At 40.8% G+C, this 26,723-nt stretch carries 20 protein-coding genes and 10 pseudogenes; 14 read left to right on the forward strand and 16 right to left on the reverse strand.

What is annotated here, in order from left to right; translation table 11 throughout:
* Positions 1-58 precede the first annotated feature (58 nt).
* Positions 59-1,663: pseudogene (pckA, locus tag ACSLFW_RS05450) on the forward strand (phosphoenolpyruvate carboxykinase (ATP)).
* A gap of 415 nt (positions 1,664-2,078) precedes the next feature.
* On the opposite strand, the gene ACSLFW_RS05455 reads toward pckA, so the two are convergent.
* Both ACSLFW_RS05455 and ACSLFW_RS05460 read right to left on the reverse strand, forming a co-directional pair.
* Entirely contained in the window at positions 2,079-2,828 is a 750-nt protein-coding gene (locus tag ACSLFW_RS05455) for a uroporphyrinogen-III synthase (protein ID WP_436554949.1), read from the reverse strand.
* A gap of 12 nt (positions 2,829-2,840) precedes the next feature.
* A complete protein-coding gene (locus ACSLFW_RS05460) occupies positions 2,841-3,524 on the reverse strand; it encodes a DUF4271 domain-containing protein (protein WP_436554950.1) in 684 nt (227 codons plus the stop codon).
* 100 nt (positions 3,525-3,624) lie between these two features.
* Here ACSLFW_RS05460 and ACSLFW_RS05465 point away from each other — a divergent pair.
* From ACSLFW_RS05465 to ACSLFW_RS05475, 3 pseudogenes are all read left to right on the forward strand, one after another.
* Positions 3,625-4,350, forward strand: a pseudogene (locus ACSLFW_RS05465) (polyprenol monophosphomannose synthase).
* An 11-nt stretch (positions 4,351-4,361) separates the two neighbouring features.
* Positions 4,362-5,688, forward strand: a pseudogene (locus tag ACSLFW_RS05470) (dihydroorotase); the annotation flags it as partial.
* Between the two features lie 102 nt (positions 5,689-5,790).
* Positions 5,791-6,171, forward strand: a pseudogene (locus ACSLFW_RS05475) (DUF4296 domain-containing protein); the annotation flags it as partial.
* Here the strand turns inward: ACSLFW_RS05475 and ACSLFW_RS05480 are convergent.
* Positions 6,144-7,151, reverse strand: coding sequence for an NAD-dependent epimerase/dehydratase family protein (locus ACSLFW_RS05480; RefSeq protein WP_436554951.1), 1,008 nt, complete (start codon positions 7,149-7,151; stop codon positions 6,144-6,146). The pseudogene ACSLFW_RS05475 and the gene ACSLFW_RS05480 overlap by 28 nt on opposite strands.
* Positions 7,152-7,347: 196 nt before the next feature.
* Here ACSLFW_RS05480 and tyrS point away from each other — a divergent pair, with 196 nt between their 5' ends.
* Positions 7,348-8,646, forward strand: coding sequence for a tyrosine--tRNA ligase (tyrS, locus tag ACSLFW_RS05485; RefSeq protein ID WP_436554952.1), 1,299 nt, complete (start codon positions 7,348-7,350; stop codon positions 8,644-8,646).
* A 54-nt stretch (positions 8,647-8,700) separates the two neighbouring features.
* Here the strand turns inward: tyrS and ACSLFW_RS05490 are convergent, their stop codons facing one another.
* From ACSLFW_RS05490 to ACSLFW_RS05525, 8 genes and pseudogenes are all read right to left on the reverse strand, one after another.
* Positions 8,701-9,447, reverse strand: a complete 747-nt coding sequence (locus ACSLFW_RS05490; protein WP_436554953.1) for a hypothetical protein — start codon at positions 9,445-9,447, stop codon at positions 8,701-8,703.
* Positions 9,448-9,477: 30 nt separating this feature from the next.
* Positions 9,478-10,458, reverse strand: a complete 981-nt coding sequence (locus tag ACSLFW_RS05495) for an acyl transferase (protein WP_436554954.1) — start codon at positions 10,456-10,458, stop codon at positions 9,478-9,480.
* 76 nt (positions 10,459-10,534) lie between these two features.
* Positions 10,535-11,434 (reverse strand): T9SS type A sorting domain-containing protein, encoded by a 900-nt coding sequence (locus ACSLFW_RS05500; RefSeq protein WP_436554955.1) that lies wholly within the window; start codon positions 11,432-11,434, stop codon positions 10,535-10,537.
* Between the two features lie 108 nt (positions 11,435-11,542).
* On the reverse strand, positions 11,543-11,863 hold the full coding sequence (locus ACSLFW_RS05505; RefSeq protein WP_436557381.1) for a T9SS type A sorting domain-containing protein: 321 nt from the start codon (positions 11,861-11,863) through the stop codon (positions 11,543-11,545).
* 110 nt (positions 11,864-11,973) lie between these two features.
* Positions 11,974-13,174 (reverse strand): annotated as a pseudogene (locus ACSLFW_RS05510) (hypothetical protein).
* Positions 13,175-13,320: 146 nt separating this feature from the next.
* Positions 13,321-14,976 (reverse strand): TonB-dependent receptor domain-containing protein, encoded by a 1,656-nt coding sequence (locus ACSLFW_RS05515; protein WP_436554956.1) that lies wholly within the window; start codon positions 14,974-14,976, stop codon positions 13,321-13,323.
* Between the two features lie 251 nt (positions 14,977-15,227).
* Positions 15,228-15,704: a TonB-dependent receptor plug domain-containing protein gene (locus tag ACSLFW_RS05520; protein ID WP_436554957.1), complete on the reverse strand. Its 477-nt coding sequence runs from the start codon at positions 15,702-15,704 to the stop codon at positions 15,228-15,230.
* 98 nt (positions 15,705-15,802) lie between these two features.
* Positions 15,803-16,072, reverse strand: a pseudogene (locus ACSLFW_RS05525) (carboxypeptidase-like regulatory domain-containing protein); the annotation flags it as partial.
* Positions 16,073-16,256: 184 nt separating this feature from the next.
* Between ACSLFW_RS05525 and ACSLFW_RS05530 the strand changes: the two are divergent.
* Together ACSLFW_RS05530 and ACSLFW_RS05535 are read left to right on the forward strand one after the other, a co-directional pair.
* Positions 16,257-16,940 carry a response regulator transcription factor gene (locus ACSLFW_RS05530; protein ID WP_436554958.1) on the forward strand — a complete coding sequence of 228 codons (684 nt, stop codon included), beginning with the start codon at positions 16,257-16,259 and terminating at the stop codon, positions 16,938-16,940.
* A gap of 60 nt (positions 16,941-17,000) precedes the next feature.
* Positions 17,001-18,055 (forward strand): annotated as a pseudogene (locus tag ACSLFW_RS05535) (sensor histidine kinase).
* 116 nt (positions 18,056-18,171) lie between these two features.
* Here ACSLFW_RS05535 and ACSLFW_RS05540 read toward each other — a convergent pair.
* Both ACSLFW_RS05540 and ACSLFW_RS05545 read right to left on the reverse strand, forming a co-directional pair.
* Positions 18,172-18,831: a glycosyltransferase gene (locus tag ACSLFW_RS05540; RefSeq protein ID WP_436554959.1), complete on the reverse strand. Its 660-nt coding sequence runs from the start codon at positions 18,829-18,831 to the stop codon at positions 18,172-18,174.
* On the reverse strand, positions 18,815-19,093 hold the full coding sequence (locus ACSLFW_RS05545) for a hypothetical protein (RefSeq protein ID WP_436554960.1): 279 nt from the start codon (positions 19,091-19,093) through the stop codon (positions 18,815-18,817). Before ACSLFW_RS05545 ends, ACSLFW_RS05540 begins: the two co-directional genes overlap by 17 nt.
* 125 nt (positions 19,094-19,218) lie before the next feature.
* Between ACSLFW_RS05545 and trmB the strand changes: the two are divergent.
* The 7 genes and pseudogenes from trmB to ACSLFW_RS05580 all read left to right on the forward strand — a co-directional run bounded on the left by trmB (position 19,219) and on the right by ACSLFW_RS05580 (position 24,280).
* Positions 19,219-19,894, forward strand: a pseudogene (gene trmB, locus ACSLFW_RS05550) (tRNA (guanosine(46)-N7)-methyltransferase TrmB).
* A 225-nt stretch (positions 19,895-20,119) separates the two neighbouring features.
* Entirely contained in the window at positions 20,120-20,662 is a 543-nt protein-coding gene (locus ACSLFW_RS05555) for a lysine transporter LysE (protein ID WP_436554961.1), read from the forward strand.
* Between the two features lies 1 nt (position 20,663).
* Positions 20,664-20,999, forward strand: coding sequence for an MGMT family protein (locus ACSLFW_RS05560; RefSeq protein WP_436554962.1), 336 nt, complete (start codon positions 20,664-20,666; stop codon positions 20,997-20,999).
* Between the two features lie 170 nt (positions 21,000-21,169).
* Entirely contained in the window at positions 21,170-22,300 is a 1,131-nt protein-coding gene (locus ACSLFW_RS05565; RefSeq protein WP_436554963.1) for a P-loop NTPase, read from the forward strand.
* Positions 22,301-22,378: 78 nt separating this feature from the next.
* On the forward strand, positions 22,379-22,618 hold the full coding sequence (locus ACSLFW_RS05570; protein WP_436554964.1) for a NifU family protein: 240 nt from the start codon (positions 22,379-22,381) through the stop codon (positions 22,616-22,618).
* 244 nt (positions 22,619-22,862) lie between these two features.
* Positions 22,863-23,912, forward strand: a pseudogene (locus ACSLFW_RS05575) (NAD(P)/FAD-dependent oxidoreductase).
* A gap of 50 nt (positions 23,913-23,962) precedes the next feature.
* On the forward strand, positions 23,963-24,280 hold the full coding sequence (locus tag ACSLFW_RS05580; RefSeq protein WP_436554965.1) for a ferredoxin: 318 nt from the start codon (positions 23,963-23,965) through the stop codon (positions 24,278-24,280).
* A gap of 4 nt (positions 24,281-24,284) precedes the next feature.
* On the opposite strand, the gene ACSLFW_RS05585 is transcribed toward ACSLFW_RS05580, so the two are convergent.
* The 3 genes and pseudogenes from ACSLFW_RS05585 to ACSLFW_RS05595 form a co-directional block, all read right to left on the reverse strand.
* Positions 24,285-25,010 (reverse strand): SGNH/GDSL hydrolase family protein, encoded by a 726-nt coding sequence (locus ACSLFW_RS05585; protein WP_436554966.1) that lies wholly within the window; start codon positions 25,008-25,010, stop codon positions 24,285-24,287.
* 105 nt (positions 25,011-25,115) lie between these two features.
* A pseudogene (locus ACSLFW_RS05590) lies at positions 25,116-26,292 on the reverse strand (acyl-CoA dehydrogenase family protein).
* A 98-nt stretch (positions 26,293-26,390) separates the two neighbouring features.
* A complete protein-coding gene (locus ACSLFW_RS05595; protein ID WP_436554967.1) occupies positions 26,391-26,690 on the reverse strand; it encodes a T9SS type A sorting domain-containing protein in 300 nt (99 codons plus the stop codon).
* Positions 26,691-26,723: the final 33 nt, after the last annotated feature.

The following is a 26,723-nucleotide window of genomic DNA, read 5'->3' on the forward strand; positions in this document are numbered from 1 at the left end:
AATTTTTACTTTTGCATTTTACAATTGCAAACGGATTTCACAACTTATTAATAAATTTATGGATACAAACGCCTTGTTTACGAAATCGATTTCGTTGAAAAGCATCGGAATCGACAATTCAAATGTTCATTATCAGCTTACTCCGGACGAATTGCACGACATTACCATCCGAAAAGGACAGGGAGTCGAATCATCAACAGGCGCGTTGGCCATCAATACAGGAGAATTTACGGGACGATCGCCACAGGACAGGTTTATCGTTAAAGATCACATTACTGAAGATCAGGTTTGGTGGGAAAAGTAAATATTCCGTTTTCGCCTGATAAATTTGAAAAATTATACAATAAGGTAACCGCTTACTTGTCGGCTCAGGAAGAAATTTTTGTTCGCGACAGTTACGTTTGTGCAGACAGCAATTACAGATTGAATGTTCGTGTTGTAACAGAAACCGCATGGTCGAATTTGTTTTGCTACAATATGTTCCTAAGACCGGAAGCTTCAGAATTAGATACTTTCAAACCGGATTGGCACGTTGTCTGCGCGCCAGGTTTCATGGCTGATCCTGAAATCGACGGAACAAGACAGCACAATTTCGCCATCCTTGATTTTACAAGAAAAATTGCCTTGATTGGCGGAACGGGTTATACCGGAGAAATGAAAAAAGGAATTTTCTCAGCGTTGAATTTTACACTACCGGTAGATAAAAACGCTTTGCCGATGCACTGTAGTGCCAACGTTGGCGACGACGGAGATACCGCAATTTTCTTCGGATTATCAGGCACGGGAAAAACAACTTTGTCGGCCGATCCAACCAGAAAATTAATCGGTGATGACGAGCATGGCTGGACAAGCGAAAACACGGTTTTCAATTTTGAAGGCGGTTGTTATGCAAAAGTCGTAAACCTTACGGAAGAACACGAACCGGATATTTTCCGTGCCATCAAAAGAGGCGCTATCCTGGAAAATGTGGTTTTCAAAAATGGTACTAATGAAGTAGATTTTGAAGATATTTCAATTACACCAAATACGCGGGTAAGTTATCCAATTTATCATATCGATAATGTTCAGCCGGGTTCCATCGGTAAAAACCCAAAAAATATATTTTTCCTGACTGCAGATTCTTTCGGTATTTTGCCTCCGATTTCAAGATTGACTCCGGGGCAGGCAGCTTACCATTTTATATCAGGGTATACTGCGAAAGTGGCGGGAACTGAAGCCGGGGTTACTGAGCCGCAACCAAATTTCTCAGCTTGTTTCGGAGCGCCTTTCATGCCTTTGCATCCAACCAGATATGCAGAAATGCTGAGTAAAAAAATGAAAGATGCCGATGTGAAAGTTTGGCTCATCAACACCGGTTGGACTGGCGGCAGCTTATGGAACGGGAAGCAGGATGAAGCTGAAATATACACGTGCGATGATAACGGCAGCCTTAAACGGCGATTTGGATAACGTAGAATACGTCGATCATAAGGTTTTCGGAATTGCGAAACCGCAGTCTTGCCCGAATGTGCCGAGTGAAATCTTAAACCCAAGAAATACCTGGGCTGACAAAGATTTATACGATGTAAAAGCATTAGAATTGGCGCAAAAATTCAGAGATAATTTTGAGAAATTTGAAGCTGAGGCAAATGCTGAAATCTTAGCAGGTGCGCCGAAAGCATAAGTTAATTATTTGATTCAATTAAAGAAAGCCGTCAGTGATGATGGCTTTTTTATTTGTTGTTCTCTAATAAAATGTAAATAATTTTCATTCAAAATTTAACAATTTCTACGGCATCCCCGTAATACAACGTGTTGGGAAAAACAGTATCTTACCTTCAGGGAAGGGGAGAATGCGTCCCTACGAAATAATCAGATGACTTGGATACGGGAATGCCGTAGAAATTGTTAAAATTCAGTTGTCATATTATGCTTAATATACATATTGATACAGCCGCTTTTTTATTTCAAGGTTTGGTGAAAAAATAACACGAATTACACAAATTCGCACCAATTAATTTGTGAAAATTTGTGTAGTTCGTGTTCACAAAAAGAGCTGTCGGAAACGACAGCTCTTTTTATAAAGTAATGTTTTTCTCCTATTTTTCTTTATTTGCTTTTGCGATATATTTTTCTAATGCCATGGTCATTGACGGTGCTTCAGGCGATGGCGCCATGATGTCAACGCGAAGTCCGTGTTCAAGCGCTTCTTTTTGTGTTGTGCTTCCGAAAACAGCAATCCTGGTGTTGTTTTGCTCGAAATCAGGGAAGTTCATGAACAATGATTTGATTCCGGTCGGGCTGAAAAATGCCAAAACATCGTAATAAACATCCGCCAAATCAGATAAGTCGCTCATCACGGTTTTATAAAAAGTTGCCTGCGTCCAATCGACTTTCAAATTGTTCAATACCTGCGGCGCGTCAGCATTTAATTGGTCAGAAGCCGGCAAAAGGAACTTTTCTTCTTTGTATTTTTTGATCAGCGGCGACATATCGACAAAATCTTTCTGTCCGACATAAATCTTACGCTTGCGGTACACGACATATTTCTGTAAATAAAAAGCAATCGCTTCCGATTGGCAGAAATATTTCAATCCTTCCGGAATTTTATAACGCATTTCCTCCGCCACGCGGAAAAAGTGGTCGATTGAATTCTTACTCGTTAAAATGATTGCAGTGTAATTGTTGAGGTCAATTTTCTGAAGTCTCACATCTTTCGCACTAACGCCTTCAACGTGGATAAAAGGCCTGAAATCAATTTTTACTTTATGCTTTTGCTGCAAATCAAAGTAAGGTGAATTTTCTACTTTAGGCTCAGGTTGTGACACCAAAATTGTTTTCACTTTCATATATGCTATTTTCTAAATGCTAACTCTTTGTAAACCAATAATACATGAAATAATACGGCCTATTTCAAGTGCGCAAAGATACAAAATAAAATAAAACAACTTACCCAATATCAAATTTTGATATATCTTCAAAGAATTAAGGTAAGTCAGTAGGTTTGTTATTAAAATGGCAACTATAACGATGTAAAAAACGATAATCGATACAGAATCGTTGTAAAACAGAATAATGTTAATCGGTAAAAGAATGATTCCGGAGTAGGTGCGATAGCTAACTTTTTGCAAATTAAACTGTTCGGCAAATTCTTCGATGTTGAAGGCAGTCGAAATAATCTTCTCAATCAGGTATTTCCCCAGCACGGCAACGCCCAATAAAGTAAAAATCCGGATAAAAAGGATGTAATCGGTCTTAGAATAGTGCGAAACGACACTTTTATCAGAATAACTCAGCAGCAATTGTATGAAAAAAGCAAATGACAGCATCTGCACCACAAAAAGCAAAATATTGAACCAGCTCATCATTTCGCTGTCGCGGTAAATCTTGATGTATTTGTCTGAAAAAGCGAGTTTCGTAAAATCGCTGAAACGGCTTTCGAAAACATTTTTCGTCAAGGCAATCAACGCAAAGCTCAGCACGAACAAAACCGTGGCCCAATCCTTGGCAGCAAAAGCCCTTGCCTGAAATAAGATATCCGTCATACCCCGCAAAATTACTATTTTTTATTTGACTGATTTATAATTTAATTAAGATTCGGCATCCATAAAAACATTATTTTTGCGTTGTAATTTTAATACTTCCATGAACGACGGCATAGTTATAATTCCAACCTATAACGAAATTGAAAATATCGAATCGATCATCAGGCCGTGTTTTCGCTTCCAAAACCGTTTGACATTCTTGTAATCGATGATAATTCGCCAGATAAAACCGCAACTAAGGTAATCGAGCTGCAACAGGAATTCCCGCAACGATTGTTTTTAGAATCGCGTGAGAAGAAATTCGAACTTGGAACAGCCTATGTGCACGGCTTCAAATGGGCAATTGCGAAGAATTACCAATATATTTTTGAAATGGACGCTGATTTTTCGCACAATCCTGCCGATCTCGAAAAGTTATACGATTGCTGCCATTTCGGGAAAGCAGATGTTGCGATTGGTTCCAGGGTATGTTACCGGAGTAAATGTTGTCAACTGGCCGTTGGGACGCGTGCTGATGTCTTATTTCGCTTCGGTTTATGTTCGAAAGATTACCGGAATGACCATTAAAGACGCTACTGCCGGATTCATGTGCTACAAAAAAGAAGTGCTCGAAGGCATCAACCTCGATAAGATCAAATTTATCGGATATGCATTCCAGATTGAAATGAAATACAGGGCTTACGCCAAAAAATACAATATCGTCGAAGTGCCGATTATCTTTACGGACCGCACAAAAGGACAATCCAAAATGAGCAATTCGATCATAAAAGAAGCGGTTTTGGGCGTTATCACACTAAGAATAAGAAAGTTTTTTAACAGGTTATAGAAAAGGAAAAAATGAAGCGGACATTAATCAAGAATGCCAAAATTGTCAACGAAGGGGTCATTTTTGAAGGCGATGTTTTGATAGAAGACAACATCATTGCTGAAATTGCCGAGAGCATCAGCGCAAAATCTTCGGCGACAAAAATCATTGATGCGGGCGGGAATTACCTGATTCCGGGCGCGATTGACGACCAGGTGCATTTTCGCGAACCGGGATTGACGCACAAAGGCAATATTGCTTCTGAATCAAGAGCAGCTGTTGCTGGCGGAATTACATCGTTTATTGAACAGCCGAATACCGTTCCGAATGCAGTTACGCAGGAATTATTGGAGCAGAAATACCAGATTGCCGCGGAGACATCTTACGCGAATTATTCGTTTATGATGGGCGGAACCAATGATAATTTGGAGGAAATCCTCAAAACCAATCCGAAAAATGTTGCGGGATTGAAACTTTTCCTGGATCTTCAACCGGAAATATGCTTGTTGATAACGAAGTGGCTTTAGAGAAGATTTTTCTTCAACGCCCTTACTTATTGCCGTGCATTGTGAAGATGAAACTACAATCAAAAACAATCTCGAAAAATTTAAGGAAGAATACGGCGAAGATATTCCAGTAAAATTCCATCATTTGATCAGGAGTGAAGAAGCTTGTTATATTTCATCGTCAAAAGCGATTGCACTCGCGAAGAAAACCGGCGCGCGACTACATATTTTTCACGTTTCGACAGCCAAGGAAACTGATTTATTTACGAATAAAATCCCGCTTGAAGAAAAGAAAATAACGGCTGAAGTCTGTATCCACCATTTGTGGTTTACGAATGAAGATTACGAAAAGAAAGGCAATTTCATCAAATGGAATCCGGCCGTAAAAACCGAAAAAGACCGCGATGGCTTGTGGGAAGCATTGCTCGACGACAGGATTGACGTCATTGCAACCGATCATGCGCCACACACTCTGGAAGAAAAACAACAGTCTTATTTGAAAGCGCCATCGGGCATGTCCGTTAGTGCAGCACGCCGTTGTCGCGATGTTTGAATTCTTCCGCCAGGGAAAATCTCCGTCGAGAAAATCGTCGAAAAAATGGCGCACAATCCGGCAAAATTGTTCAAAATAGAAAAACGCGGTTTCATCCGTGAAGGTTATTACGCAGACCTCGTCATCGTTGATGCCAACATGCCGTGGAGTGTGAAAAAAGAGAATATTTTATACAAATGCGGTTGGTCGCCGTTCGAAGGTTATAGCTTTAAATCGAGAATTACGCATACCTTTGTAAATGGGCAATTGGTTTATAATAATTTCAAGGTCAAAGACATACAGTGTGGCGAACGCCTGCTTTTGACCGGTAAAAAATATAGCATGAAACGATTTTTATTATTTTTTGTAACAATTATATTGGTCAGTTGCGGCGATTCGGCAATTCAAAAACCCGACTACCTCATCAGCGAAGATAAAATGGCAGATATCATTTATGACATGTCATTGTTACAAGCCATGAAACTCGACAATCCGGGATTTCTGGACGAACATAATGTTACGCCGGCGCAATATATTTATTCGAAATATAAAATCGACAGTATCCAATTCGCGCAGAATGACCGTTATTATGCCTCCCAACTCGATGTTTATAAAAAGATTTACCAAAAGGTAAATGACCGCCTTGAGGCGAATGAAAAGAAAACAAATTCCCTTTTAAAAGCACATCCGGAACCCGAAAAAATCATCGAAAAGAAGAAAGATACTGCTAAAATTGAAAACGCGAAAATGGATAAAGCAAGGATTCATAAGATGTTTCAGTCTAAACTTCCTTCGGAAAAATAAGCGGCGGTCATTTTTACAGCTTCTTCTACAGCAACAAATTCATACCCGACAGCATTTTTTATTTTTTCATTGCTGTACAAAGTCGTATGGTGCATTGATTTTGCCGTAGATTTTGAAAACGTTCTTTTCTTACCAAAGATATTGGCCAGCCAATCCAATCGCCATAAAATTTCGGTCAGCCATTTTTTGGCATATTGATATGGTGGTTTTACGTTAAATCCAACAGCGATATCTTTTAGTAATTTTTCAAAAGTTACATTTTCACTGACCAAAATAAATTTTTCTCCGCTGATATCACTTTCCATCAAAACCGCGATGATTTTCACAACGTCTTCAACAGCTATAAATCCGGTTGTACCTTTTGTGTAATACTTAAGCCCGTTTTTTACTTTGGAAAAAATCACGCCGCTTCCTTCGTTGGGTTGACATGCGCCAATAATAACGCCGGGATTTACAATCACAACATTCAGGCCTTCCTGCTGACCGCGCCAGATTTCCATTTCGGCACCGTATTTTGAAATGGCATAATCGCTGTGGTATTTTTCGGGATTCCATTCTGTCGCCTCTGTGGTTGTGTTTTCATGTTCCGGCAAATCGCCTAATGCGGCTATGGAACTTACATAACACAGTTTTTTTACCGAATTGGTAAGCGACAAATTCACAATGTTTGCCGTCCCTTCGATGTTGGTTTTTCGCAAAATCGCTTCGTCGTCCGGGTCGAAAGAAACCAAAGCCGCACAATGGTAAACGAATGCTGCTTCCGCGAAAGCGATTTCCAATTGCGGAATATTGGTAATATCGGCTTCAACCCATTCGATTTTATCAAAAAGAAATTCCTTTTTATAATATCGGAAAAGTGATTTTACGAATGCGATTTTCGATTGATTTCGGTATAAAGCCCGTATTTTTTCCTCTTTTTCAAGAAGATGCAGCAGTAAATGAGAACCCACAAAACCTGTTGCGCCGGTGACTAAAATCATGTTATAAAGATAGTGTACAGAGTCGAAAGTCGAAAGCCGAAAGTCAAAAGATGGCGTTTATTGTTTAAAACAGGAGTTTCAAATGTTTAAAAGTTTAATTAATGCCCATATTTTTCAGTTTAGTGCGCGACTTTAAACTTTGGACTTTGGACTTTGGACTTTTCCTTTCATATCTTTGCGCAAATTATTATCAAAAATGAAGAATTTAGTCGAAGAATTGCGCTGGCGCGGATTGTACCACGACAGTATGCCGGGAACAGAAGAACAATTGCTCAAAGAAGCAACAACGGCATATATCGGTTTTGATCCAACTGCCGATTCACTGCACATCGGAAGCATGGTGCAAATCATACTTTTGGTGCACCTGAAGCGTTTCGGACACCAGCCTATCGCATTAATCGGCGGCGCAACCGGAATGATTGGCGATCCGTCAGGCAAGTCGGATGAACGCAATTTATTGAACGAAGAAACGCTCAATAAAAACGTCGAAGGTATCAAAGCCGTGCTTTCAAGATTTCTTGATTTTGATTCGACCGCAGCCAATGCGCCGATAATGGTCAATAATTACGACTGGATGAAACAATTTTCATTTATCGATTTTGCGCGCGAAGTTGGAAAGAGAATCACCGTCAATTATATGATGGCGAAGGATTCTGTGAAGAAAAGATTGTCAGGAGAAGGCGAAGGAATGTCTTTTACCGAATTCACTTACCAATTGATTCAAGGTTACGATTTTTATCATTTGCATAAAGAATACAACTGCGTTTTGCAGATGGGCGGTTCTGACCAATGGGGAAATATTACCACGGGGACTGAGCTTGTGCGCCGTATGAACCCGAATACAGAGGCTAAGGCTTTTGCGCTTACAACACCCTTAATTACGAAATCTGACGGCTCTAAATTCGGGAAAAGCGAAGGCGGAAACGTTTGGTTGACGGCAGATAAAACCTCGGTTTATAAATTTTACCAGTTTTGGCTCAATACTTCCGACGAAGATGCGGAGAAATACATCAGGATTTTTACATTCCTGGATAAAGAAGTCATTGAAAGTTTGATTGCAGAACACAAAGAAGCACCGCATTTGCGTGTTTTGCAACGTAAATTAGCAGAAGAAATCACGACTTTCGTACATTCTGCAGCCGATTTGGAAAAGGCAATTAAAGCATCGAATATTTTATTTGGAAACGCTTCCGCGGAAGATTTGAAACAGCTGGACGCAGCGACTTTCCTTGAAGTTTTTGACGGTGTTCCGCAGGCTGAAATTGCCAAAAGCGATATTGAGAATGGCTTGGATATCGTAACCGTTTTGAATGAAAAATCAGGGTTTTTAAAGTCGAATGGTGAGGCGAGACGGGCTTTGGGTGAAAATTCAATTTCCGTCAATAAGGAAAAAGTTACCGAAGAATTCAAATTTTCGATAAATGATTTGATCAACAATCAGTTCGTTTTGTTGCAACGCGGGAAAAAGAATTATTTTATTATTCGCGTGGTATAAATCCATACAAATTCGAAAAATATATAAACCGTTGAGATTCGTTTCAGCGGTTTTTTAATCAAAATTAATCGCCGCTTTTTCAGAAGTAAAAATGCCTTCAACAAAACTTTCATCATCTTTGATTTTGTCGAAATCGACCTCATGCATCCAGTATTGATAGGCATATTTGCCCAATTTCACCGAAAAAACGAGATAATGCGGAAAACCCGGATCGATATAGCCCTGATGGTTTTTTGTGCGATTGGGTTGGTTTTTATTCCAGTAGAAAATTTGTGTGAACTGCCATTCCTGTCCCGGACTCAAGCTAAATAACGAATTGCGAAGGATTTCACGTTTGTCGATAAATAACTCGGGAATGTCTGACAGTTTGGTTCCCGGTTCGAGCGCCTGAAATATTCTTTCGATTTTCGGATCAGATAAGTTAACTTCCGGTTTTTCGATAATTTCTTCAGTTTCCGGAGGCGCACCTAAATAATATTTTGAAGCGTCGCGTTCTGATTCTTTATAAAGAAAAGCTGCGACAATCTTATTTTCCTGATAAACATTAAATGTCAGGTTTTCTAATTCGGCATCGTTATAATAAAAACGGATGGTTTTATCGCTTGTGTTTTTGATGTGGAAGTTAACGGTAAATTTGCGTTCAGCTATCGATTTTGTTTCTTCAATTTCGCCGTTGCGCAGGTAATTTCGTATTGAAGTGGTATCAGAAAAAGTGATAGTTTCGATTTTAATTTCCAAAGGATTCTGGGCTAAAATCGGCAACACCATTAAAATAAAAATAGCAGAAAAGAAGTATTTCATAAGATTAGTAACACAAAATCTCCGAATTTATTATAGTACCATCAGGTTACAGCCGCGGATGTCAGAATTGTCAAATCTTCCGAGCACTTCAAACGAATTGTTGGGGTATTTCTTAGCCAAATCCTGCGTTGCAATAAACGAACACGAATTGATATTCGCCAGATCGATAACATTGATGCCTCCGGTTTTCCCGTTTTCGACGTAAGTCAGCGCGTCTTCGGTATCACGGATGAAGACCTGCATCCAGTTAGGGCATTCAAAGATGCCGTTTCCGAGTGAATAAGCCTGCGAAAGTAATTCTGTCATACCGTATTCAGAATGAATCGCCTGAACGCCGAAACCGTTGCAAAGGAGGTCATGCAATTCCTCGCGGATCATTTCTCTGCGCTTGCCTTTCATGCCGCCGGTTTCCATGATTATTGTATTTTTGAGCTCGAATTTTCGCTTTTCGATGAGATCCAGCAAAGCGTATGTCACGCCAATCAGGATAACATTTTGACCGGAATTGTCGAGTTTTACGAGTTTTTCAATGAGTTCGTCGTAGTTGTTGAGGTAAAATCCGCTGTCGGGATTATTGGATAATTCGATTAAATCCTTCACCATATAAATCAGTGAAGAACCTTCCCGTTCAAGATAGGACGGTAGCAAAGCCAAAACCGCGTAATCTTCAATATTGCCGTAAAATCCGGCGAAAGCCTTGCGGTAACTTTCTTCATAAAAAGTAACGTCTGTAATCAGGTGGCGGCTCGTAATCATTCCCGTCGTGCCGCTGCTTGTGAAAGTTTCCTGAATTTCATTTTCATTGGAAACCACATCATGGCTTTTGAAGAATTGTATCGGCAAAAACGGAATCTGCGTTAAAGATTTTACCGAGGTTTTTTCGACTTTGAGGAAATCACAGAATTCGCGATAAACTTTATTATTGTCGTATTGAAATCGGAAAACCTTGAGTGCGATTTTCTCGAATTGCTTATTGTTGGCGATTGTAAATATGTCGGAATGGGTAAGCAAGGATTTTTTTTACAAAAGTAATTAAAATAAAAAAGCATCCTGTTAAGGATGCTTTTCTTTATAAAGTAAAAAGCAATTATTTGATAACGAACTTTCTTGTTACAGAGTTGCCTTCTTCAGTAATCTTAACGATATAAACGCCGCCTTTAAGAGTTGATACGTTTACTTCGTTATTTGAAGTTGTAGTATTTACAACCACTTTACCCAATACATCATAAACTACAACCGATTTTTCAGCATTTGCAGAAGTTTCGATGAATAATTTACCATTGGTTACCGGGTTTGGATATACTTTAAGTCCGGCAATTGTGCTGCCGTTAACTCCTAAACCACAAACATGTAGTGCAGATGCAGAATTTCTCGGTGTTGGAGCAGCAGCTGTAAAATCTGCAGCATTGTTTTGTGAATCTGCACAACCTTCTGAATTTCTTTGAGCTGATGTTGAGTTGGTTAATGCAGTTCCGGTAGTGCCTGTTCCTTCAAATCCAGAAGTTGAAGTCGTTCCATAAGCAACTTTATCCTGAATGTTAGCGCCAGTTGGATCAGCAGTAGTTTCAGCCACTACAGTGTTTGAAAGAATAACTTTTCCATTTGAACCGCTCATTGCCAAACCTGTAGTCAATGGTAATCCATTGCTGCCGGTAGTCGCATCGCTCATACCATCAAGATCCGGAGTTGGCAAATCTAAAACTGGTGTTGCTCCCGCAGCCTCTTTAATTAAAAAGTACTGACCTGGTAAAAGTGTAAAATTAGGCAATGCTGTCATTGCCCATGAAGAGCCATTGGCAGAAGCATACTGAACAGACCAGCCGCTTAGGTTTTGTGGTGTTAATCCTGCGTTGAATAATTCAATAAAGTCATTTGAATAAGTAGCACTGGCGTTTCCACCACCACCGTAAACCTGACTTATTACTACCTGAGCCTGAGAGGCAGCAGAAATTAAAACAATAGAAAGGAATGTGTAAAGTTTTTTCATTTTTAGATTTTTTAATAAATTTTATAGTGCAAAGATAGTCAGTAATTTGTTTCTTTTAAAACAAACAATGTGAAAAAAACATTAAATTGTAACAAATAGAAATAATAATTACTTGACAATCAGTTTTCTTGTGGCGGTAGTCTCGCCTTCTTTAATTTTGATGATGTAAACGCCCGGGGATAATTTAGAAATGTTGAGCTCTTTACTGGCAGTTTTGTCTTCAAAAACCAATTTGCCCAACACATCGAAGATGGCGATTTCTTTTTCCAATGAAGTTTTAGAAGTAATATAAATCTTGCCGTTGCTCACCGGGTTTGGATAGAAACTCAATTCGGTAGCAGCAGGTTGTGACGGCTTTTCCTGGGCTTGCGCGCCAACAGTGAAAAAGCAGAAAACCAGTAAGATAATATAAAAGTAGTTTTTTGGCATCATTGGGATTTGATTTTGTAAATGTATAAAAAATATTTCAAAATTAATGCCAAAAAATAATCCCCGTTCCAAAATTTTGAAACGGGGACTTCTTTAGCATTTTTCTATGATTAGAAACCAGTAGTCCAGCCGGCAGCCCAAGTTGGAGCAGCAAGACCGTTTCCGGCACCGGTAGCAGTAGTCGTTTCACCGAAAACAGCAGTTACATCTACAGTTGCACCAACAGTTTCAGGAGCAACAGCTGTAAGGGCACCTTTAGATTTTGTAGCAACATCTGCACCAAAAGTTACGTTGTTAGCCTTGAGGCTTCCTGCAACGATATTGGCAACAGTTTCGTCATTTTCTACGTTGAAACCTTGTTTCCAGGCGCTTAATACAACGTTTGTGAAAATACCTTTTGTACCTCTTCTTAATTTGAAAGCATTGTTTTCAGTATAAGTAGTTGCATCAGCAGCGCTCCAGGCCAATCAAAGTAAGGTTTGTGATTGTTGGGTTTGAGATTGGCGTGTTAGCGAATCCGAATTCATAGTTGTCAGCTTCGATACCTCTGTTTCCTTTACCGAAATCTAATTTACCATACCAGTTAGTGTTGGTTCCAGACCATCCTTCTGTCCAGTCAAACTGATCGTCTTCGTTTCCGATAGAAACAAGGTTTGAAGTGTTTACTGTTCCGCCGAAGAATTCAAATCCGTCATCAGAACCGTGAAATGCCTGAACATATTCTACAGTTGTTCCTGAACCTACTCCGAAGAAAGAGATTCCGTTGAATTCTTTAGTAGCACTAAATGAAGCACCAGAATATTCAACTTTCAAATATCTGATTACACCAGAATTGTCGTTAGAAATTGTTCCGCCGTAAGTAAGGCCTGCAACTTCTGAAGTCGCTGTACCTGTACCGCCTGAAACGTCGTTGATCGGCGCTTTACCACAGATTACCAGTCCACCCCAGTCTCCGGCTCCTTTAGTAGCCAAACCACTTGTCATGATAACCGGGTTTGAAGCAGTTCCGTTTACGTTGATTTTTCCGCCTTGTGCAACAGCGATATAAGATGAAGTTCCGTTTGTACCTTCAATTTTTGTACCTGCAGGAATTGTCAATGTAGCACCTTCGTCTACAACAACTGCACCTGTTAATTTGTAAACTGTATTGGCATTCAATACTACTTCGCCATCTTCAATTGTACCTTGAAAATTGTTCGCATCAAGTACGAAAGTTGAAGTCGGGTTGTTGTCGTCAGACGATGAACATCCTGTTAGTACCGTTGCGGTTACAGCAAGAATTCCGAATAGATTTAAAAAAGACTTTTTCATTGTGTTGTAATTAAAATTTTAGTTTTTATTATATTTTTTGCAAAGGTCAGCCGACTTTCCAAATACTAGGTTAAGTAAATGTCAAGTTTGTCTTAACTCAGTTTTACGGCGTGTTAAAGTTTCTTAAAAGAATGATGAATTTAGGATTAGAACTGGTAATTCAGTCCAAGACTCATGGTAATTCCTTTTTTATAAGAGAGCACATTTACGTCGCCAGACTTGTTTTCCTGAACGCGATCGATTGTGGGGTCTAATAAATTCTTCGCGATAAAGCTAAGTCCAAGGTGTTTGTTCAGTTTTGATTTCGCAATAAAATCAAGTGAACCGAACGCTTTATCAACCTGGTTGCCCATATTGTTTGTGCCAATTGAGTAGACGCGGTCTGAGAAATAAGTATAGGCTACGGTTGCCATGAAATTACTTTGCTTTTCATTCCATTCATTCAGGTAAGAAATATCTGCATTGAGCAATAAATCTGAAGCGCCTGTAAGTTTGGTTTCTTTTTCGGTAAAGGCTGCCTGTAGTCCGCCATTTTCTTTCGCAACTTTCGCCGCATCGAGTTGCTGATTCGAATAAAGATAAGAAGCATTGAATCCTGCAGTAAGTTTTTTAGCATTGGTTTCGCCGAATCCGAAAAGTTGTTTTCTATACTCTACTTCCGCCCCGGCGATATAACCGTAATCCCCTGTGTTGAAAAAAGTAACGTCATTGGTTGAAGAAAGCGCTGTTACTTCATTGATTGGATTTTGAATGTATTTTCCAAACCCGGTAACTGAAATCAGTTCTTCGCTTTTCGGGAACATTTCCCATTTAAGATCAAAGTTATAATTATCAGATTCGTAAAGATAAGGATTTCCGAATTTGGTGCCCGTCACTTCTTCATAGACAAACGGTGCTCTTTCTTTAAACTGAGGCAATGTGTAAGTTTTGCTGAAACCAAAACGCAGGTTTTGCTTTTCGGTCAATTCGTATTTCAAGCTTAAGCTTGGCAGGAAAGCAAATTTATCCAACTGGTCGTCACCGCCAACCGGGTCTATTGAAGTATTCCATTCAACTTTTTGCGTAAGCACTTCAGCCCTTAATCCTAAAACACCGCTTAATTTGTTGAACTTGTATTCTGTATTGATGTAACCGCCATTGACGAATAAATCTCCCTTGTAAAATTGAGGGTCTGTTGCATCAGCAATTTGCGAACCTCCTTTGAAAGTTGACATTTCGAAGTAATCGTTGGCATAATTCTGCTGGTTGTAAAAAAGATCAAGATTATTCGGGTCAACAATAGTATTGGTAAAACCGCTATTGGCTTTTAAGTTGAATTGCGTCGCCTCGAAATCACGTTTTTTAATCTTTCCGGAATAGCCTAAAGTTACTTTTCCTTTGTAATCACCTTCGGCATTTTTAGAAATTTTGTAATCCAATGAAGCGTTCAGCGCGATTTCGTCTTCTGTAAGGTATTGAAAATAACGGTGGTTGTCTGCTGCAGAAATACTCGAAAGCACATATCCTGCTGCTTCTTTCCTGAAGGTATTCTGCACCCTGTCCGGTTCATCACCTGTGATCGTGCTGTAAGATGTGGCCCAATTGAATTTTGTCCGCTCGCTTAAGGTGTGGTCACCTAACAATTGATTGATCCACAATCTGTCCTTGTCGTATTTAAAACGGCGTCTGAAACCATTGCCGTCATTGGCGATATCAACGATATATCCGGTGTATTCTTCAGTAGTTTGCGAGCTGGTATTGATGAAAAGCGAATTGAAATTGATCTTGTTATCAGCGTTCCACTTATAACCCGCATTACCCATAACGGTTGTATTGGTGTTGTAAGAGTTAAGCGCATATTTTTGATAGTTCTGGTTAACGACACCATTTCCGTTAACGCCAGCTTTTGCAGTTCCGTCGCTTCTTGAATCAAAATCATTGTCAAATCCGGCAGTTACGAAAAAGTTTAATTTTCCCTGTTCTCCTACGTTGAAAGATTTTCCGGCAGAAATGCCGAAGTTAGTCGCGATCGGATTCTCGGTTTCCGTCTGAAGTGATTTGAATTTATAAGAATTTAATGCGTCTGACGGAATCGAAACGGTACTGAAACCAGTCGCACTTGCCCTTTCTGGAATCTGAAATCATCGTTTGCAAGTGCGTTTGTATTGACCTTCGACCCCAATTCAATTTTCAGCATGCCGCTTCCTTTGTAGTCTTTTGAGATAATGTCAACATTTCCTCCGGCATAATCACCGAATAATTTGCTGTTATAAACCTTATCAATGCTAATTGATTCAACGATGTCGGTTGAGAAAATCTCAAGCCCGAGGTTCTTGTTCTCCGGATCATTAGACGGAACCGGCAAACCGTTCATAGTGGTTGAGTTGTAACGGTCGCCCAATCCACGCACGAAAATATTGTTGGAACCTTCCTGTTTGGTAATGCCTGTTGTTTTGGTAACGGCAGTAGCCACGTCGCTAACTCCTTTTCGGGACAATTCCTGTGCGCCGATATTTTGTTTAATGCCGACTGCATTTTTCTGGTCAAGCAATAATGCAGATTCTTTTCCTTATTGACCGTTGTAGTCAGTACCACATCCTGAAGCGTGACACTTCCTGAACCGATGGCTTTATTGATTTCTAATTTTTCATCGGCCTTGATTGTAAATGGCACTTCGAGTGTTTCATACCCTACGAAACTGATGATAAGCACATGGTCGCCGGCATCAACAGTCAGGCTGTATTTTCCTTCAACATCTGTGGTAGTGCCTGTTGTAGTGCCCTTGATCATTACGTTGGCGAAAGACAGCGCCTCATTATTTAAATCCTTGTCAGAAATAACTCCGGAAACCGTACCTTTGTTTTGAGCAAAAACTGCGGTACAGATTAATAGTGTAATAAATAATAATCGGAATTTCATTGTAGTGTTGTTTAAATTTTTTGCAAAGGAACTGCCGTATTGTAAAGTTCAGGTTAACCACCTGTTACCATTAAGTATTTTTAATATTATGAAAAGGTTAAGTAATTAAATTACAGTTAACGGCTGTTTATCCAAGTGTTTTATATATACTTTTACAGTCGCAAATCACATAAATTTTGCAGTTATGAAGAAAAAAGACATTAAGATTCTTTTGGTTGACGATGAACTCGATATCCTCGAAATTGTAGGATATAATCTATCGCAGGAAGGCTACCAGATCATCACTGCCGTCAATGGCAAAGAGGCTGTTGCCAAAGCGAAAAAGGAATTGCCGCAACTCATCATCATGGATGTCATGATGCCCGAGATGGACGGTATGGAAGCAACAGAACTCATCCGAAAAATGCCCGAACTGCAAAATGTCATCATCACTTTCCTGACCGCCAGAAGCGAAGATTACTCGCAGGTTGCCGGTTTTGACGCCGGTGCCGATGATTACATCACCAAACCGATCAAGCCGAAATTGCTCGTGAGCAAAGTGAAAGCATTGTTGCGAAGACTTAAAGATGAAGAACAAACTTCAGATACTTTAAATGTCGGCGGAATTGAAATCAACCGCGAAGAATACAAAATCATTAAAGACGGCGAAGAAATTATTCTGCCAAGAAAAGAATTCGAATTGTTTTATTTACTCGCCTCGAAACCCGGAAAAGTTTTCAAGCGCGAGGAGATTCTCGATAAAGTCTGGGGTAATGAAGTAATCGTTGGCGGAAGAACCATCGACGTGCACATCAGGAAACTGCGCGAGAAAATTGGTGACGATTTCTTTAAGACCATTAAAGGTGTGGGCTATAAATTTGAAGTTTAACTGTTTTTGTCGTATCAAAACCTTTGCAACTTTGTAACTTTGGTACTTTGACACTTCAAAATGAAATTAAACTTCAAAAAATCCTACAAATTTGCTATAAAATCAGCGTTGTACATCACGCTGTTTGCTGGAGGTTTCGTTGCGATACTGAGTTATTTTTTCTTTAATCCAACACTCAATAACCTCATTTCATTTGCAGTCGCATTTGCCGTTTCCATTTACATTTTCTCTTTTTTCGTCATTCAATACCGCGTAGAGGTTTTCATTTACCGTCGTGTGAAAAAGATTTATGACGATGTTTCCTTTCTCGAAGCCAGCTCATTCCGCAAGCAGCCAATTACAACTGACATGGCTACTTTAACCAAAGAAGTCAAGAAATTCGCCACCGACAAAAAAATGGAAATCGAAACGCTGAAAGTGCGTGAAGAATACCGCCGCGAATTTTTAGGAAATGTTTCCACGAATTGAAAACGCCGTTATTTACCGTTCAGGGTTATCTGTTAACATTGCTCGACGGCGCGATGAACGACAAAAACATCCGTAAAAAATATTTACAAAGGGCAGAAAAAGGTGTCGAAAGATTAATCTTTATCGTCCAGGATTTAGATATGATCACCAAACTCGAATCGGGCGATTTGAACCTGACGGTTTCCAAATTCAATATTGTCGAAGTGGTGCAGAATGTCTTCGATTTACTTGAAATGGAAGCCGAAAAGAAAAACATCATCCTGACTTTCGACAACAAATATGCCAAGCCAATAATGGTTTTTGGTGATCAGGAAAAAATCCAGCAGGTCGTGACGAACCTTGTCGTGAATTCAATCAAATACGGCAGAAATGACGGTTCTACCGAAGTCGGCATCGAAGACATCGCCAATAATAAGGTAATCGTTCGCGTGAATGACAACGGCGAAGGCATCGAAAAACACCATTTGTCAAGGCTTTTCGAAAGATTTTATCGCGTAGACAAAAGCAGGGCCAGGGCAGAAGGCGGTTCGGGTCTCGGATTGTCAATCGTGAAACACATCATCGAAGCACATGACGAACGCATTTACATAGAAAGCCAGTTCGGCGTGGGCTCAGAATTTTCATTTACCATCGAAAAGGCGGAATAACAACGTCCAGTCTATTTTATTTTCCAGCACTGAAAACCCAGAATAAGTCTGCGTTTCCCAAAGATTTTCAATCTTAAATTTGTGCTGTTTCGCATACGGCACCATGCCGCTTTCCTTTAATTTCCTGGCGAGATATTCCTGCTCATATTGCCCGGCGTTGGAATGAAGAACGCTTTTTTGCCGAGTTGCGCCAAATCCATGATTGTAGTGTAACCCGAACGGCAAAGTACGAGTTTACTCTGGTTAAAGGTTTTTTCAAGCTGTTCGGAATTCATGAAATTGTAATATTTCACTTCGCCTTTTAATTCTGATTTTTGTAAGGTTTCGACTTTCCCGGCGATGAAAACCACTTTCCCGTTGAATTGCATCAATTCGGATTTGATTTTTTCCTCAAGCATTGTGCGTTGTGGTTCAGGCCCAGAAAGAATTACCATCAAATCATATTTCTGGGGAATATCGAGTTTCCGGATGCGGCTTAACGGACCTATGTATTTGATTTTTAAATCGGTTTTCCTAAGATGGCCGAGTTTTCCGGTCAGGTTCGGCATCTTTTCAAAATCAGGAACCCAGCATTCATCAAATTTCCGGATAATATATTGGTGCAATTTGCTTGTGATTTCCGAAGTATTTCCCGTAAGGACATTCAATTGGTGCGTAATAAATACTGACGGGATTTTCCTGTTTCTTACGCCCAGACGGTTATCGGAAATTATCCCTTCGAGATTATATTCGTCGACCCATTTCTCAATTGTTCGCTTCTCATTTAAAATTGCCATGATCATTTTCGGCAACCCTGAAAATCAATTTCCATTTGAAATTGCGGCCGTTTTTGGCATAAGTGATTTCGTAGGAAGGCAGTTCAAGTGCTTTCAGTTGCGGAAACTCTTTCTTCAAAATTTCCAGGGCAATGCCGTCTGAAGCCAAAATCGGGTTAAACCCTTCGGCTTCAAGCGCACGAATAATCGGAATGCAGCGCGTGGCGTGTCCCAATCCCCAATTCAACGGCGCAACAAGAATGTTCTTTGATTTGTTTTTCAATGTTTTTCCGATAAGGAAATCAACTCAGGCACTCAGGCACTCAGCTACTCCAATAAAAAGCTAAAGATAAAACTATTCGCAATACTTTATATTTCCGTAATTTTACCAAAATATTAAACAACAACGTGGGAAGCAAGAATAAATTAAAGAGGTTTAAGGAAAACGAGACTTTCGGGAATGTTTTCCAGCCGACAAGAGAAGAAGTTACAGGCGGTTCGTTCCCGCTGAAGGGCAAATGGAACGCAGAATATTTCAAAAATGACCATCCGCTGGTGTTGGAATTAGGCTGTGGAAAAGGCGAATATTCTGTCGGATTGGCCGAAAAATATCCAAATAAAAATTTCATCGGAATTGACGTCAAGGGTGCTCGTTTCTGGCGTGGCGCGAAAACCGCTGTTGAAGACGGCCTGCACAATGTGGCTTTTGTCCGTACGCAAATTGAATTACTCGACCATATTTTTGCCGATGGCGAAGTCGATGAAATCTGGATTACTTTTCCCGATCCGCAAATCAAATACAAGCGTACCAAACACAGGATGACGAATTCTGAATTCCTGCAATTGTACAAAAAAGTGCTCAAGGAACACGGCGTCATGAACCTTAAAACCGACAGCGAATTCATGCACGGTTACACATTCAGGACTTTTACATGGGCAAGGCCATGAGGTTTTGTATGCGAACCACAACATTTATCTGAACGAAGGAAGCCCGGAGGAAGTTACTGGTATTCAGACGTTTTACGAAAAACAATATCTGGAGGTTAACAAAGCGATTACGTATATCCGGTTCAAAATAAAATAATTTACCAAAAAGCATAAATTTTTAAACCTTTAAAGGATTGAGTTGCATAAAGCTTAATAATCTTAATTTCATAATGGTTTAAAAATTATTTTTTTATAATTTTAAATGTCGATAAAAAAATAAAAATGGGCTATGTAATGCCGCTTTTTTTGGGATTTGTCACGTCGTCGGTCGGAATTATTCCACCGGGACTGATCAATATGACGGCGGCAAAAGTTAGCCTCAATGAAGGAAGAACACGGGCTTTGGTTTTTGCGTTCCGGAGCAACTTTAATAGTTCTTATTCAGACATTTGTTGCCGTGCTTTTCGCAAGATTCATTGAAAATAATCCCGAAATTGTCATTCTTTTACGGGAAGTTGGACTGGCTATTTTTGTCATCCTGACCGTTTATTTTTTCTGGTGGGCGAACCGACCGAAACCTGGAAAGGAAGAGGAGAAGCTGCACAGCAAGAAAAGCCGTTTTTTTCTCGGAATGCTGCTTTCGGCGCTCAATTTTTTTCCCATTCCTTTTTATGTTTTTGTAAGTGTTACGCTGGCGACATACAACTGGTTTTTCTTTGACAGGCCGTTTGTTTATACGTTTGTTGTCGGCTCCGGATTGGGCGCATTCTTTGCGTTTTATTGTTATATCGCTTTTTTCAAGTCGATGGAAAGCAAATCAGGTTTTATGCTGAAAAACATGAATTACATCATTGGCTCGATTACCGGGGTGGTTTCAATCCTCACGTTATTCAATATTTTACAATTCTATTATAATATATTTTAAGATGGCGAAAAATCCTGACAACGATAATTTCTTTGAAAAAGTCTACGACATCGCCAGACAGATTCCGTATGGAAAAGTCACGTCTTATGGCGCAATAGCGAAAGCCATCGGTTCGGCACAATCGGCACGAATGGTCGGCTGGGCGATGAACGGCGCCGGAAAATACGAAGATGTTCCCGCACACCGCGTCGTCAACCGTTTCGGGTTATTGACAGGAAAGCACCATTTCGACGGCACCAATTTAATGCAGCAATTGCTCGAAAGCGAGGGTGTTGAAGTGAAGAATAATCAGGTGGTTGATTTTGACAAATATTTCTGGCAGCCGGAGATTCAGTGATCGGTAATCAACTCAGAACTGAGCCATTGAAATCCCAATCCTACCATCAACAAATCCAATCCATTTCCTTTACAATCACAACTTTTCGTATTATCTTTGCAATCTGAAATCAGTTTAAATAAACATAACGTTTTAAACTGTAAACCGTTAACTGTTAACAGTAAACTTAAATGAAATTAGACAGAAAAGAAATCCTTAAAGCCCTTGAAACCATTACGGTTGCAGGCGAAGGTAAAAATATGGTCGAAAGCGGTGCCGTTACCAACGTGCTGACTTTCGGCGATGAAGTTGTTGTAGAATTGGTTTTGCATTCGCCCGCAATGCACATCAAGAAACGCGCAGAAGACGACATCCGTAAAGTAATCCTTGAAACCGTTTCCGCGGAAGCAAAAATCAAGATCAACACCAAAATCGAATCGCCTGAAAAACCCGAAATCAAAGGAAAATCCATTCCCGGAATCAAAAATATAATCGCCGTCGCCTCCGGAAAAGGCGGTGTTGGAAAATCGACTGTAACCGCAAATCTCGCGGTTACATTAGCCAAAATGGGCTTTTCTGTCGGGATCTTAGACGCTGATATTTACCGTCCGTCAATGCCAATCATGTTCGACGTCGAAACGGCAAAACCGATTTCCGTCAACGTCGACGGCAAATCAAAGATGAAACCCATCGAAAGCTACGAAGTTAAAATCCTTTCCATCGGATTCTTCACAGCGCCAAGCCAGGCTGTTATCTGGCGTGCAGCCATGGCTTCAAAAGCACTCAATCAAATGATTTTTGACGCCGATTGGGGTGAACTCGATTTCATGCTCATCGATTTACCACCGGGAACCGGCGATATTCATTTATCCATCATGCAATCGCTGCCAATTACGGGCGCGGTTGTCGTAAGTACGCCGCAAGCCGTCGCTTTAGCCGATGCCAAAAAAGGCGTTTCAATGTTTTTGTCCGACAGCATCAATGTTCCCGTTTTGGGAATTATCGAAAACATGGCCTATTTCACTCCTGAAGAATTGCCAGAAAACAAATATTACATCTTCGGAAAAGAAGGCGCGCAAAACCTCGCAGCAGATTTGGGCGTCCCGTTTCTTGGAGAAGTACCAATCGTACAATCCATCCGCGAAGCCGGAGATTACGGACGACCTGCAGCTTTACAAACAGCGTCAATAATTGAAGTCGTTTTCGAAGAAATCACCAGAAACGTAGTGCAGGAAACCGTCAACAGAAACGAAAATTTACCCGCTACCGAAGTCATCAAAATTACAACAATGGCCGGGTGTTCAGCGGTAAAAAAGAATTAGATAATGAGATAATCAGGTAATTAGATAATGGTTAAAAATTATCTGATTATCTGATTTTCTAATTGACACATTGAAATTATGACAACAGAAGAATTAACATTAAACGTCGAAAAAGCGCTCGAAGAAATCCGTCCGTTCCTGAATTCCGACGGCGGCGACATCAAACTCATCGGCATCGAAGACGACAAGCACGTTACCGTTCGCCTCGAAGGTGCCTGCATCAGCTGCAGCGTCAACCAGATGACCTTGAAAGCCGGAGTCGAAACGACCATCAAAAAATTCGCGCCGCAAATCGAAACCGTCGTAAATATCGCGTGATTGTCGTCCTGAACGGAGTGAGGGATCTGGGCGTTTCCCTGCGGGCAGGGCTTTCTGCTCACCCGGGCGAAGCGAACTGACGAAGTAATCTTTTTATCGGAGCCATTTCGGTTGCCGGGAATTTCCATTAAGATAAAAAGGATACCGCCTTAATCCCTAACGCATTTCGGTATCCCGAGAAAAATTCTTCCATAAACTTTGCAACTTTGTTCCTTTGCAACTTTGCAACTTTGCAACAAACAAAATGATAGAAACAGACATACTCATCATCGGCGCCGGCCAACCGGACTTTTCGCCGTATTCGAAGCAGGATTACTAAAACTTAAATGCCATATCATTGACGCTTTGCCACAGCCGGGCGGACAATTATCTGAGTTATATCCTAAGAAACCAATCTTCGATATTCCGGGTTATCCTGAAGTTTTGGCAGGCGATTTGGTTACCAATTTGATGGAACAATCAAGCAGTTCCAGCCGGGCTTTACACTTGGGGAACGCGCAGAAACCATCGAAAAACTCGAAGACGGGTCTTTTATCGTAACCACCAGCGAAGGCACGAAACACCACGCCAATTCAGTTGCCATTGCTGGCGGATTAGGTAGTTTCGAACCCAGAAAGCCGCTCATCGAAGACATCGAATTCTACGAAGACAAAGGCGTGAAATATTTCGTCAAAAATCCCGAGGAATTCCGCAATAAAAAAGTCGTCATTGCAGGCGGTGGTGATTCAGCACTTGACTGGAGTATTTTCCTTTCTAACGTCGCTTCAGAAGTAACGTTAATCCATAGAAGGAACGAATTCCGTGGCGCACTCGATTCTGTCGATAAAGTGCAGGAACTCAAAAACGAAGGCAAAATCAAATTGATTACCCCTGCAGAAGTCGTTGGATTAAACGGCGCAGAACACCTTGAATCTATCGACATCGACGAAAACGGCGCACACCGAGAAATCGATACCGATTATTTCATCCCGCTTTTCGGATTGTCGCCAAAACTCGGCCCAATCGCCAATTGGGGACTTGAAATCGAAAAAAATGCGATTAAGGTCAATAACGCTTTAGATTACCAGACGAACATTCCGGGCATTTATGCCATCGGCGATGTCAATACTTATCCTGGTAAATTAAAGTTGATTTTATGCGGTTTCCACGAGGCGACTTTAATGTGCCAAAGCGTTTACCAACGCATGAATCCGGGCAAGAAATATGTGATGAAATATACTACGGTTTCCGGTGTTGACGGTTTTGACGGCACGAGAAAGAAGCTGAAAAACAGGTTGTTAAATCAATAGAATAGATTTTTGTAATTTAGTATGCAGATGACATCTAAATATTCAATCTAAATTTATGGACGTTTTAATCAGAATAAAAGACCGTGAAGGCATAATTCACGAATTACAAGCGCCAACCGATATGGCCATGAACATCATGGAACTCTGCAAGGCCTACGATTTACCTGTCGAAGGCACTTGCGGCGGCATGGCGATGTGCGCTTCGTGCCAATGTTATGTGCTTAATGATGTGCCGCTACCGGAAATGGGTGATGATGAAGAGGCAATGCTGTCTGAAGCGTTTTACGTAAAATCCAACAGCCGCCTTGGCTGCCAGATTCCGATCACAGAGGAATTGGACGGACTTGAACTCGAACTCGCTCCTGAATACTAAAAAGCTATTCCTGCAAGATATCGTTTGCTACAGGAAACAACAATTCCACAAATTTCGCATACGCCAGTTGCGATGGGTGCAATCCGTCTGATGCGACGAGTACTGTATTATTCAATCCTTCCCGGGTTATAGGAGTGATGTCGATGAACTTCACGCCATTTTGCTCGGCATAATTTTTCGCGAAAGCATTATATTGATCAATTTGTGCTGAAATCATTGCCTGATTTCCTGTGTTCATTCCGTAAGGCGTGTAAGCATAATCAGGAATCGATACGACAATTACGTGCGTCTTATCGCCTTTGGCTTTTTCAATCGCCGTGGCCAGTAACTCCGGGAATTCCTGTTCATAAATCGAAAATGCCTTTTGCTGGTATTGGTTGTTGACGCCTATTAATAAGGTAACCAAATCGTAGTTGTTGCTTAATCCTTCTTCTGCGATAGCGGTTTTCAGGTTGGTCGTTGTCCAGCCGGTTCGTGCGACAATTTTGAGATTATAGTTAGCAGTAAGATGTGACGAAAGCACCGATTTCAACTGCTCCGGAAAACGGCAGGTTTCGCAAACACTTTCACCAATGGTATAGCTGTCGCCCAAAGCGAGGTAATTAATGGTGCGCGTAGTTGGCTGCGTCACGGGCGGAATATAGGTAGATTCACTGCCGTCATTCCCACCTGAGCAGGAAGTCAGCAATGAAACACAAATCAATTTCAGATATTTTTTGAATAAATTCATCTTACTTATTTTACGAAAATAGTTACGCAGCACAACCGTTTTTGGTTTTATAAAATAAAAAAGCTTCCCGGTTAGAGGAAGCTTTTTGGTTGAAATAAAAATATCTTATTTGAACGCCGGAATTCCCGTAATGTCCATTCCGGTAATCAATAAATGGATGTCGTGTGTCCCTTCATAAGTAATCACCGATTCTAAGTTCATACTGTGGCGCATGATTGAATATTCGCCGGTAATTCCCATTCCGCCCAAGATTTGACGTGCTTCACGAGCGATGTTGATGGCCATATCCACATTATTTCTTTTCGCCATAGAAATCTGTGCAGATGTTGCGCGGCCTTCGTTTCTCAGAACACCTAATCTCCATGTCAGCAATTGCGCTTTGGTGATTTCAGTAATCATTTCGGCCAATTTTTTCTGTTGCAATTGCGTTCCGGCGATTGGTTTATCGAACTGGATCCTTTCTTTTGCATAACGCAAAGCCGTGTCGTAGCAGTCCATTGCCGCGCCAATGGCGCCCATGCGATGCCATAACGTGCAGAATCGAGGCAGCCAAGCGGTGCACCCAATCCTGATTTATTCGGGAGTAAATTTTCTTTAGGCACTTTTACGTTATCAAAAATCAATTCGCCGGTTGCCGAAGCGCGAAGTGACCATTTGTTGTGTGTTTCCGGAGTGGTAAAGCCTTCCATGCCGCGTTCAACGATTAATCCGTGGATTCTTCCGGTTTCATCTTTTGCCCAAACAACTGCGATGTCGGCAAAAGGTGCGTTGGAAATCCACATTTTGGCGCCGTTCAATAAATAATGGTCGCCCATATCTTTGAAATTCGTCGTCATACCGCCCGGATTTGAACCGTGATCGGGCTCGGTCAAACCGAAACAGCCGATGAATTCTCCGGTCGCTAATTTCGGAAGGTATTTCTGGCGTTGCTCCTCATTTCCGTATTTCCAGATTGGATACATGACGAGCGAAGATTGCACCGACGAAGTCGAACGAACGCCCGAATCGCCTCTTTCAATTTCCTGCATGATGAGTCCGTAGGAAATCTGTCCAGGCCAGCACCGCCGTATTCTTCGGGAATATAACGGCCAGAACCGCCGATTTCTCCTAACCCTTTAATTAATTGTTTTGGGAATTCTGCTTTCTGCGCATACTCCTCGATGATTGGCGACACTTCGCGTTTTACCCACGCGCGCGCGGCATCACGCACTAATTTGTGCTCTTCGGTCAGTAAATCATCTAACAAATAGTAATCCGGTGATTGGAATAAATCTGGTTTCATACAAAGCTTTTTGGTTTAATGGTCGCAAATTTACAGAAAGAATTTTAACGATACGTGTGATTTTTGTTATAATTTATCCGAATCTGATAAAATATAGTTCAAGACTTTGCAACTGCTTGCAAAATCTTTATAATTTGACAATTTTGCGTGAAATAACGCCGCGTTCCGGATTTTATTTTCAGCACATATACAGATGCCGGATAATTATCAATGTGAATAGTAGTTTCAAAGTCATTTACGTTGAATTGCTTTAACAATACGCCTTGTATGTTATACAGCGAAATCGATTCTATCGGAGATTCTGATTTCACCATTACTTTTTCTTTGGCGGGATTCGGATATACCGATACCTCTTGGGTTGAGGCAGGTTCTTCAAATCCTGTGCTAAGCGTACTCATATTTACCCTGTTGATGCGGCCACGGTGCACACC

The sequence above is a fragment of the Flavobacterium sp. 3HN19-14 genome, from assembly GCF_051373205.1.
GTDB lineage: Bacteria > Bacteroidota > Bacteroidia > Flavobacteriales > Flavobacteriaceae > Flavobacterium.

Coding starts and splice junctions, on each gene's coding strand:
- ACSLFW_RS05585 (WP_436554966.1), bottom strand. CDS start 25,010: ATGAATTTATTCAAAAAATATCTGAAATTGATTTGTGTTTCATTGCTG.
- ACSLFW_RS05460 (WP_436554950.1), bottom strand. CDS start 3,524: ATGACGGATATCTTATTTCAGGCAAGGGCTTTTGCTGCCAAGGATTGG.
- ACSLFW_RS05530 (WP_436554958.1), top strand. CDS start 16,257: ATGAAGAAAAAAGACATTAAGATTCTTTTGGTTGACGATGAACTCGAT.
- ACSLFW_RS05505 (WP_436557381.1), bottom strand. CDS start 11,863: ATGCCAAAAAACTACTTTTATATTATCTTACTGGTTTTCTGCTTTTTC.
- ACSLFW_RS05570 (WP_436554964.1), top strand. CDS start 22,379: ATGACAACAGAAGAATTAACATTAAACGTCGAAAAAGCGCTCGAAGAA.
- ACSLFW_RS05490 (WP_436554953.1), bottom strand. CDS start 9,447: ATGAAATACTTCTTTTCTGCTATTTTTATTTTAATGGTGTTGCCGATT.
- ACSLFW_RS05480 (WP_436554951.1), bottom strand. CDS start 7,151: ATGATTTTAGTCACCGGCGCAACAGGTTTTGTGGGTTCTCATTTACTG.
- ACSLFW_RS05455 (WP_436554949.1), bottom strand. CDS start 2,828: ATGAAAGTGAAAACAATTTTGGTGTCACAACCTGAGCCTAAAGTAGAA.
- ACSLFW_RS05565 (WP_436554963.1), top strand. CDS start 21,170: ATGAAATTAGACAGAAAAGAAATCCTTAAAGCCCTTGAAACCATTACG.
- ACSLFW_RS05515 (WP_436554956.1), bottom strand. CDS start 14,976: ATGGGTAATGCGGGTTATAAGTGGAACGCTGATAACAAGATCAATTTC.
- ACSLFW_RS05540 (WP_436554959.1), bottom strand. CDS start 18,831: ATGGCAATTTTAAATGAGAAGCGAACAATTGAGAAATGGGTCGACGAA.
- ACSLFW_RS05595 (WP_436554967.1), bottom strand. CDS start 26,690: ATGAGTACGCTTAGCACAGGATTTGAAGAACCTGCCTCAACCCAAGAG.
- ACSLFW_RS05580 (WP_436554965.1), top strand. CDS start 23,963: ATGGACGTTTTAATCAGAATAAAAGACCGTGAAGGCATAATTCACGAA.
- tyrS (WP_436554952.1), top strand. CDS start 7,348: ATGAAGAATTTAGTCGAAGAATTGCGCTGGCGCGGATTGTACCACGAC.
- ACSLFW_RS05500 (WP_436554955.1), bottom strand. CDS start 11,434: ATGAAAAAACTTTACACATTCCTTTCTATTGTTTTAATTTCTGCTGCC.
- ACSLFW_RS05560 (WP_436554962.1), top strand. CDS start 20,664: ATGGCGAAAAATCCTGACAACGATAATTTCTTTGAAAAAGTCTACGAC.
- ACSLFW_RS05555 (WP_436554961.1), top strand. CDS start 20,120: ATGAAGGAAGAACACGGGCTTTGGTTTTTGCGTTCCGGAGCAACTTTA.